Below are 6,432 nucleotides of genomic sequence, written 5' to 3'. Positions count from 1 at the left end.
GCATCTAAGTGTGAAGCCCACCTCAAGATGAGATTTCCCATTTCTTTAAGAAAGTAAGATCCCTGAGAGATGATCAGGTAGATAGGTCAGAAGTGGAAGGCCAGTGATGGTTGGAGCGGACTGATACTAATCGATCGAGGACTTAACCAAAAAGAAAAAAGCACGTAAACTCGTAGAGTTTTGATTTCTTCGATCCAGTTTTGAGTGAGCAAAACTTACTCAATTGAATAGTGTGGTGGCGATAGCAAGAAGGATACACCTGTAACCATGCCGAACACAGAAGTTAAGCTTCTTAGCGCCGATTGTAGTGAAGGGTTTCCCTTTGTGAGAGTAGGACGTCGCCACGCGTTTTTTTTACCTTATGGGGGTTTAGCTCAGCTGGGAGAGCATCTGCCTTACAAGCAGAGGGTCAGCGGTTCGATCCCGTTAACCCCCATATGAGTCGTTAGCTCAGTTGGTAGAGCATCTGACTTTTAATCAGAGGGTCACAGGTTCGAGCCCTGTACGACTCATAGTAATAACCTATGCGGGTGTGGCGGAATTGGCAGACGCACTAGATTTAGGATCTAGCGCCTTCGGGCGTGGGGGTTCAAGTCCCTTCACCCGCACTTCATTGCCGGCTTAGCTCAGTTGGTAGAGCATCTGATTTGTAATCAGAGGGTCGAGGGTTCAAGTCCTTTAGCCGGCATCAGGAATATGCGGAAATAGCTCAGTGGTAGAGCACCACCTTGCCAAGGTGGGGGTCGCGGGTTCGAACCCCGTTTTCCGCTTTGCCTTAGCAATTTTCAGCCGGGGTGGCGGAACTGGCAGACGCACAGGACTTAAAATCCTGCGGTGAGTGATCACCGTACCGGTTCGATTCCGGTCCTCGGCATTTCATAATATGCGCCCATAGCTCAATTGGATAGAGTGTTTGACTACGGATCAAAAGGTTAGGGGTTCGACTCCTCTTGGGCGCGCTTTTTAATAACGGGAAGTAGCTCAGCTTGGTAGAGCACTTGGTTTGGGACCAAGGGGTCGCAGGTTCGAATCCTGTCTTCCCGATACTTTTTCAAAAGGGGCCTTAGCTCAGCTGGGAGAGCGCCTGCTTTGCACGCAGGAGGTCAGCGGTTCGATCCCGCTAGGCTCCATATCATTTGAATAAATGATTCTTTTTTACGCGGTGTAGCTCAGCTGGCTAGAGCGTCCGGTTCATACCCGGGAGGTCGGGGGTTCGATCCCCTCCGCCGCGATTTTTAAGAGCCTGGACCTTTAGCTCAGTTGGTTAGAGCAGACGGCTCATAACCGTCCGGTCGTAGGTTCGAGTCCTACAAGGTCCATTGTGGCATTGTATCTGTTTTATTATGGAGGATTACCCAAGTCCGGCTGAAGGGAACGGTCTTGAAAACCGTCAGGCGGGTAAAACCGTGCAAGGGTTCGAATCCCTTATCCTCCTTAACTGTCTCTTTTGTTGCGAGCAAAAGAATCACAGTCTTTTAATTACTGTAAAGTAATTACTTATCGCGGGATGGAGCAGTCTGGTAGCTCGTCGGGCTCATAACCCGAAGGTCGTAGGTTCAAATCCTGCTCCCGCAATTGCTTTTGTTTTCAAAAGCGCAATAAAAGCTAAATATGGTTTGGTAGTTCAGTTGGTTAGAATGCCTGCCTGTCACGCAGGAGGTCGCGGGTTCGAGTCCCGTCCAGACCGCCATGCGGGTGTAGTTTAGTGGTAAAACCACAGCCTTCCAAGCTGTTGTCGCGAGTTCGATTCTCGTCACCCGCTTTAGCTTTTATTTTTTGGGGCCTATAGCTCAGCTGGTTAGAGCGCACGCCTGATAAGCGTGAGGTCGATGGTTCGAGTCCATTTAGGCCCATCAAAATGTAGTCATACATTTGGGGAAGTACTCAAGTGGCTGAAGAGGCGCCCCTGCTAAGGGTGTAGGTCGGGAAACCGGCGCGAGGGTTCAAATCCCTCCTTCTCCGTTTTTTATTGGTCCGTTGGTCAAGTGGTTAAGACACCGCCCTTTCACGGCGGTAACACGGGTTCGAATCCCGTACGGATCATTTTTTACTTTTGGAGGATTACCCAAGTCCGGCTGAAGGGAACGGTCTTGAAAACCGTCAGGCGGGTAAAACCGTGCAAGGGTTCGAATCCCTTATCCTCCTTAACTGTCTCTTTTGTTGCGAGCAAAAGAATCACAGTCCTTTAATTACTGTAAAGTAATTACTTATCGCGGGATGGAGCAGTCTGGTAGCTCGTCGGGCTCATAACCCGAAGGTCGTAGGTTCAAATCCTGCTCCCGCAATTGCTTTGTTTAACGGCAAAGCAGCAATACAAAGCTTCTGGTTTGGTAGTTCAGTTGGTTAGAATGCCTGCCTGTCACGCAGGAGGTCGCGGGTTCGAGTCCCGTCCAGACCGTTGTTTTTGGCTCGGTAGCTCAGTTGGTAGAGCAATGGATTGAAGCTCCATGTGTCGGCAGTTCGATTCTGTCCCGCGCCATAGGAATGCGGGTGTAGTTTAGTGGTAAAACTACAGCCTTCCAAGCTGTTGTCGCGAGTTCGATTCTCGTCACCCGCTTTGCATTTTTTATTTGGGGCCTATAGCTCAGCTGGTTAGAGCGCACGCCTGATAAGCGTGAGGTCGATGGTTCGAGTCCATTTAGGCCCATTACATTTTTAAACTGGTCCGTTGGTCAAGCGGTTAAGACACCGCCCTTTCACGGCGGTAACACGGGTTCGAATCCCGTACGGATCATGCAAACACTCTTGAGAGTGTTTTTTTATTGCCCAAAAATGATCTTTTTATCATTTTTTCAAGCATGAGCAGTCAAAATTTGTTATAATCAGTCCGTTGCAAGTTCCCGAAAGGATTCGCAGCTGCGAAGATGCCTTGTAACCGAAACATATATTAGGGGGAATACAAAAATGACAGAGAAACACTTATTTACATCAGAGTCCGTTTCAGAAGGACACCCAGACAAAGTAGCCGACCAAATCAGTGATGCCATCTTAGATGCGTTGCTTGCCGAAGATCCAATGGCACGGGTCGCTTGCGAAACGTCAGTTACTACCGGATTGGTTTTAGTCTTTGGAGAAATTTCTACTTCTGCTTATGTAGATATTCAAAAAGTCGTCCGAGAAACCATCAAAGAAATCGGCTATACACGAGCAAAATTCGGCTTTGACGGCGATACGGTTGCTGTTTTGGTAGCGATCGATGAGCAATCACCAGATATCGCTCAAGGCGTTGACGATGCTTTAGAAAGTCGTGGAGAAACGGATAAAGAAGATATCGGTGCCGGCGACCAAGGCTTGATGTTTGGTTTTGCCGTTGATGAAACACCTGAATTGATGCCTTTACCGATCGCGTTGAGCCATCGGCTGGTACGTCGCTTAGCAGAGTTGCGTAAAAACAACGAACTAAGCTATTTGCGTCCAGATGCAAAATCACAAGTAACCGTTGAATATGATGATAACGATCAACCACAAAGAGTGGACACCGTCGTTATTAGTACCCAGCATGATGATGCGGCTGATAATGAAATGATCCACCGTGATGTCATCGAAAAAGTGATCAAAGAAGTGATCCCTGCCGATCTTTTAGACGAGCAGACAAAATATTATATCAATCCTACTGGTCGTTTTGTGATCGGCGGTCCTCAAGGGGATGCCGGTTTGACTGGCAGAAAAATCATCGTTGATACTTATGGCGGCTATGCACGTCATGGCGGCGGTGCGTTTTCTGGAAAAGATGCAACCAAAGTTGACCGTTCAGCCAGCTATGCGGCTCGCTACATTGCCAAAAACATCGTAGCAGCAAACCTAGCCAAAAAAGTGGAAGTACAATTAGCCTATGCGATCGGTGTGGCACAGCCCGTTTCGATCAGCATCAACACTTTTGGTACAGGAACCGTCAGCAACGAGCGCTTGATCCAAGCGGTACGGGAAAACTTTGATTTGCGACCAGCAGGAATTATTGAAATGTTAGATTTGCGCCGTCCGATTTATCGTCAGACTGCCGCTTACGGACATTTCGGTCGTACAGATATCGATTTGCCATGGGAACGCACCGACAAGGTGTCGGCACTTTTGGCAAGTGTGAAGGATTAAAAGAGGCGACCTCTATTGATGACTATCAATAGAGGTTCTTTTTTTTGGAGTAAAAGGAGGAGTTATATGCGAACCAATGTAAAATTAGTCACCATTGCGGTCTTTGTCGCAACGTTTATGACCGCAATCGAAGGAACGATCATTACGACAGCGATGCCTACCATCGTCAGTTCATTGAAAGGGATCGAGATCATGAACTGGGTCTTCTCGATCTATCTTTTGACCAGTGCGATGTTGACCCCGATCTACGGCAAGTTTGCCGATAATATCGGCCGCAAACCAGTCTTTTTATTTGGGACGTTGCTGTTTATTATCGGGTCGGCGTTTTGTGGGATGGCCAACACGATGTTGACGTTGATCATTGCCAGAGCGTTGCAAGGATTAGGCGCAGGTGCCATGATGCCCGTTGCCCTAACGATCATTGCGGACCTGTATCCCGTTGAAAAGCGGGCGAAAGTCTTAGGGCTCAATAGTACGGCTTGGGGGATCGCCAGTGTCGTTGGTCCCTTAGCCGGTGGCTTGATCGTAGATACGATCGGGTGGCATTGGATCTTTTTTATCAACGTACCCATTGGATTAGGGCTGATTGCCTTGATTTGGTTTTATTTTCATGAAGAAAAAAAGGCCTTTGCTGCAGTCAACATTGATTATGCAGGCAGTCTCTTGTTGATGTTGACGCTAGTAGGGCTCCTGCTAGGCTTCCAGTTGCTGGGAGATTATGGTGTGAGTCTGCCTATCCTCAGTCTGTTCGTTTTTTCTGTCCTTATGTTCATCGGCTTCGTTCGGGTGGAGAAAAAAGCAGCAGATCCGATTATTGATCTGAAGCTGTTTCACTCAAAATTATTTGTGGTGGTCAATATCGTAGCAGCTTTGGCTAGCGGCTTCTTGATGGGGATCGATGTTTATATCCCAATGTGGATGCAAGGGGTCTTAGGCATGAGTGCGGGGATTGGCGGGCTTGTGTTGGCACCGTTGTCGATTTTATGGATGATTGGCTCCTTCTTAGCCAGCCGTTGGTTGACACAGCACAGTGTCAGCTGGGTCTTGACGGTTAGCTTGTTGATCACGGCTACCGGTGCTTTGTGGCTGTTTTTGACACCGGCACAGACCTCATTCTGGTTGTTCTTGGTCATTTCTTCTATTACTGGCGTCGGGTTAGGGGCAACGATGGTGGTTTGTACGGTTACTGCCCAAACCAGCGTTGGCCCCACACAAGTCGGCGTGGCGACTTCTTTCAATACCCTGTTGCGAACGATCGGGCAAACCATCATGGTAGCGGTCTTCGGTATCGTTTTAAACACCAGGAATAGCGTAGGCTTAGCACAGGCACAAGTCAATGATAGCAGTGTCATGAATCAGCTAGTAGATCCAGCCGCTGCGCGCCAGCTGCCAACCGCATTATTAGGGCAATTACGGGAGATTCTTTATAGCGGTCTACACTGGGTTTTTGGGATCGGTGTTTTACTTATTGTGCTAGCGATTGGTTTGACCCGCACGATTTCGCGAGAATCTGGTACAATATAAAAAAAGGATCGCAGGTGATTGTATGGCTTTTTTACAAGCAAATATCTATTCAAATGTTCTTGAAATGGAGGTAATGATCGATGTGATCTTGCCTCAAAGTACCAAGAAAAAAATCGGCACGCAAAGCCAATCGACAGGCACAGATCTCCCGGTGCTTTATTTATTGCATGGGATGAACGGAAATCATAGTGTCTGGCAGCGACGGACGTCGATCGAGCGGTATGCCGCAGAGTATCAACTAGCGGTCATCATGCCGTCTACTGATCTGGGGTGGTATACCGATACGACCTATGAGATGAAGTATTGGACTTTTATCGCCGAAGAATTACCACAGATTTGCCATGAGCTGTTTCCTCAGCTGACGCAAAAACGAGAAAAAACTTTTGCGGCTGGGCTTTCTATGGGGGGCTATGGGGCAGTAAAACTCGGGCTGAGAAAGCCTGACCAGTTTGCGGCGGTAGCGTCTTTGTCTGGGGCATTAGCGCTGGCTGAAAGCATGGATTCCTTGCTGCAGCTGCGAAGCCAAGCTTATTGGGAAGGAATTTTTGGACCATTAGAGCAATTCAAAGGGTCAGAAAATGATTTGATCCATCTGATTGAGACCATCGATCCAAGCACAGCGCCGCGCTTTTTTATTAGTTGCGGAACCGAGGATCAGCTGTATCCGGCAAGTGAATATGCGGTGGATAAGCTGCAAAAACGCAAACTAGCCGTAACGTTTGAATCGGGAACTGGGGATCATGATTGGAATTTCTGGGATCAATGGATCCAACGAGTCCTGCAATGGCTTTTTAGTGAATAAAAAAACCATCAGTCGAT

Annotated in this window: 3 protein-coding genes, 25 tRNA genes, 2 rRNA genes and 1 riboswitch (1 of these 31 running past the window's edge); all 30 genes read left to right on the top strand. The window is 48.0% G+C overall.

Annotation, left to right across the window (positions count from 1 at the left end):
• A 23S ribosomal RNA gene (locus IGI77_RS16220) occupies nucleotides 1-150 on the top strand (it extends 2,765 nt beyond the left edge of the window).
• An 81-nt stretch (nucleotides 151-231) separates the two neighbouring features.
• A 5S ribosomal RNA gene (gene rrf, locus IGI77_RS16215) occupies nucleotides 232-347 on the top strand.
• Between the two features lie 16 nt (nucleotides 348-363).
• Nucleotides 364-436, top strand: a tRNA-Val gene (locus tag IGI77_RS16210).
• A gap of 3 nt (nucleotides 437-439) precedes the next feature.
• Nucleotides 440-512 (top strand) — tRNA-Lys (locus tag IGI77_RS16205).
• Nucleotides 513-526: 14 nt separating this feature from the next.
• Nucleotides 527-608, top strand: a tRNA-Leu gene (locus IGI77_RS16200).
• A 7-nt stretch (nucleotides 609-615) separates the two neighbouring features.
• Nucleotides 616-688, top strand: a tRNA-Thr gene (locus IGI77_RS16195).
• Nucleotides 689-698: 10 nt separating this feature from the next.
• Nucleotides 699-770: transfer RNA gene (locus IGI77_RS16190), tRNA-Gly, on the top strand.
• Nucleotides 771-788: 18 nt separating this feature from the next.
• Nucleotides 789-874 (top strand) — tRNA-Leu (locus IGI77_RS16185).
• Nucleotides 875-885: 11 nt separating this feature from the next.
• Nucleotides 886-959 (top strand) — tRNA-Arg (locus IGI77_RS16180).
• Between the two features lie 11 nt (nucleotides 960-970).
• Nucleotides 971-1,044, top strand: a tRNA-Pro gene (locus IGI77_RS16175).
• A gap of 13 nt (nucleotides 1,045-1,057) precedes the next feature.
• Nucleotides 1,058-1,130: transfer RNA gene (locus IGI77_RS16170), tRNA-Ala, on the top strand.
• 28 nt (nucleotides 1,131-1,158) lie between these two features.
• Nucleotides 1,159-1,232, top strand: a tRNA-Met gene (locus tag IGI77_RS16165).
• 13 nt (nucleotides 1,233-1,245) lie between these two features.
• A tRNA-Ile gene (locus tag IGI77_RS16160) sits at nucleotides 1,246-1,319 on the top strand.
• A gap of 26 nt (nucleotides 1,320-1,345) precedes the next feature.
• Nucleotides 1,346-1,435: transfer RNA gene (locus IGI77_RS16155), tRNA-Ser, on the top strand.
• Between the two features lie 66 nt (nucleotides 1,436-1,501).
• Nucleotides 1,502-1,575, top strand: a tRNA-Met gene (locus IGI77_RS16150).
• A 38-nt stretch (nucleotides 1,576-1,613) separates the two neighbouring features.
• Nucleotides 1,614-1,690, top strand: a tRNA-Asp gene (locus IGI77_RS16145).
• A 1-nt stretch (nucleotide 1,691) separates the two neighbouring features.
• A tRNA-Gly gene (locus IGI77_RS16140) sits at nucleotides 1,692-1,762 on the top strand.
• A gap of 17 nt (nucleotides 1,763-1,779) precedes the next feature.
• A tRNA-Ile gene (locus IGI77_RS16135) sits at nucleotides 1,780-1,853 on the top strand.
• Between the two features lie 21 nt (nucleotides 1,854-1,874).
• Nucleotides 1,875-1,962, top strand: a tRNA-Ser gene (locus IGI77_RS16130).
• A 9-nt stretch (nucleotides 1,963-1,971) separates the two neighbouring features.
• A tRNA-Glu gene (locus IGI77_RS16125) sits at nucleotides 1,972-2,043 on the top strand.
• A gap of 12 nt (nucleotides 2,044-2,055) precedes the next feature.
• Nucleotides 2,056-2,145, top strand: a tRNA-Ser gene (locus IGI77_RS16120).
• Nucleotides 2,146-2,211: 66 nt separating this feature from the next.
• A tRNA-Met gene (locus tag IGI77_RS16115) sits at nucleotides 2,212-2,285 on the top strand.
• A 39-nt stretch (nucleotides 2,286-2,324) separates the two neighbouring features.
• Nucleotides 2,325-2,398, top strand: a tRNA-Asp gene (locus IGI77_RS16110).
• An 8-nt stretch (nucleotides 2,399-2,406) separates the two neighbouring features.
• A tRNA-Phe gene (locus tag IGI77_RS16105) sits at nucleotides 2,407-2,479 on the top strand.
• A 7-nt stretch (nucleotides 2,480-2,486) separates the two neighbouring features.
• A tRNA-Gly gene (locus IGI77_RS16100) sits at nucleotides 2,487-2,557 on the top strand.
• Between the two features lie 16 nt (nucleotides 2,558-2,573).
• Nucleotides 2,574-2,647 (top strand) — tRNA-Ile (locus IGI77_RS16095).
• A gap of 15 nt (nucleotides 2,648-2,662) precedes the next feature.
• Nucleotides 2,663-2,734: transfer RNA gene (locus tag IGI77_RS16090), tRNA-Glu, on the top strand.
• 91 nt (nucleotides 2,735-2,825) lie between these two features.
• Nucleotides 2,826-2,907, top strand: a riboswitch (SMK box riboswitch).
• Nucleotides 2,905-4,089, top strand: coding sequence for a methionine adenosyltransferase (gene metK, locus IGI77_RS16085; protein WP_438770343.1), 1,185 nt, complete (start codon nucleotides 2,905-2,907; stop codon nucleotides 4,087-4,089). It overlaps the preceding riboswitch by 3 nt.
• Nucleotides 4,090-4,155: 66 nt before the next feature.
• Complete coding sequence (locus IGI77_RS16080; RefSeq protein ID WP_438770342.1) at nucleotides 4,156-5,613, top strand: MDR family MFS transporter; 1,458 nt, start codon at nucleotides 4,156-4,158, stop codon at nucleotides 5,611-5,613.
• Between the two features lie 22 nt (nucleotides 5,614-5,635).
• On the top strand, nucleotides 5,636-6,415 hold the full coding sequence (locus IGI77_RS16075) for an alpha/beta hydrolase (protein WP_005227672.1): 780 nt from the start codon (nucleotides 5,636-5,638) through the stop codon (nucleotides 6,413-6,415).
• Nucleotides 6,416-6,432: the final 17 nt, after the last annotated feature.

The sequence above is a fragment of the Enterococcus sp. DIV0213h genome, from assembly GCF_051711285.1.
GTDB lineage: Bacteria > Bacillota > Bacilli > Lactobacillales > Enterococcaceae > Enterococcus_D > Enterococcus_D casseliflavus.
This window is presented reverse-complemented; position numbering and strand designations above follow the sequence as displayed.

Bases quoted from the DNA above. Each gene is read 5' to 3' on its own strand.
- metK (WP_438770343.1), top strand. From the start codon at position 2,905: ATGACAGAGAAACACTTATTTACATCAGAGTCCGTTTCAGAAGGACAC.
- IGI77_RS16075 (WP_005227672.1), top strand. From the start codon at position 5,636: ATGGCTTTTTTACAAGCAAATATCTATTCAAATGTTCTTGAAATGGAG.
- IGI77_RS16080 (WP_438770342.1), top strand. From the start codon at position 4,156: ATGCGAACCAATGTAAAATTAGTCACCATTGCGGTCTTTGTCGCAACG.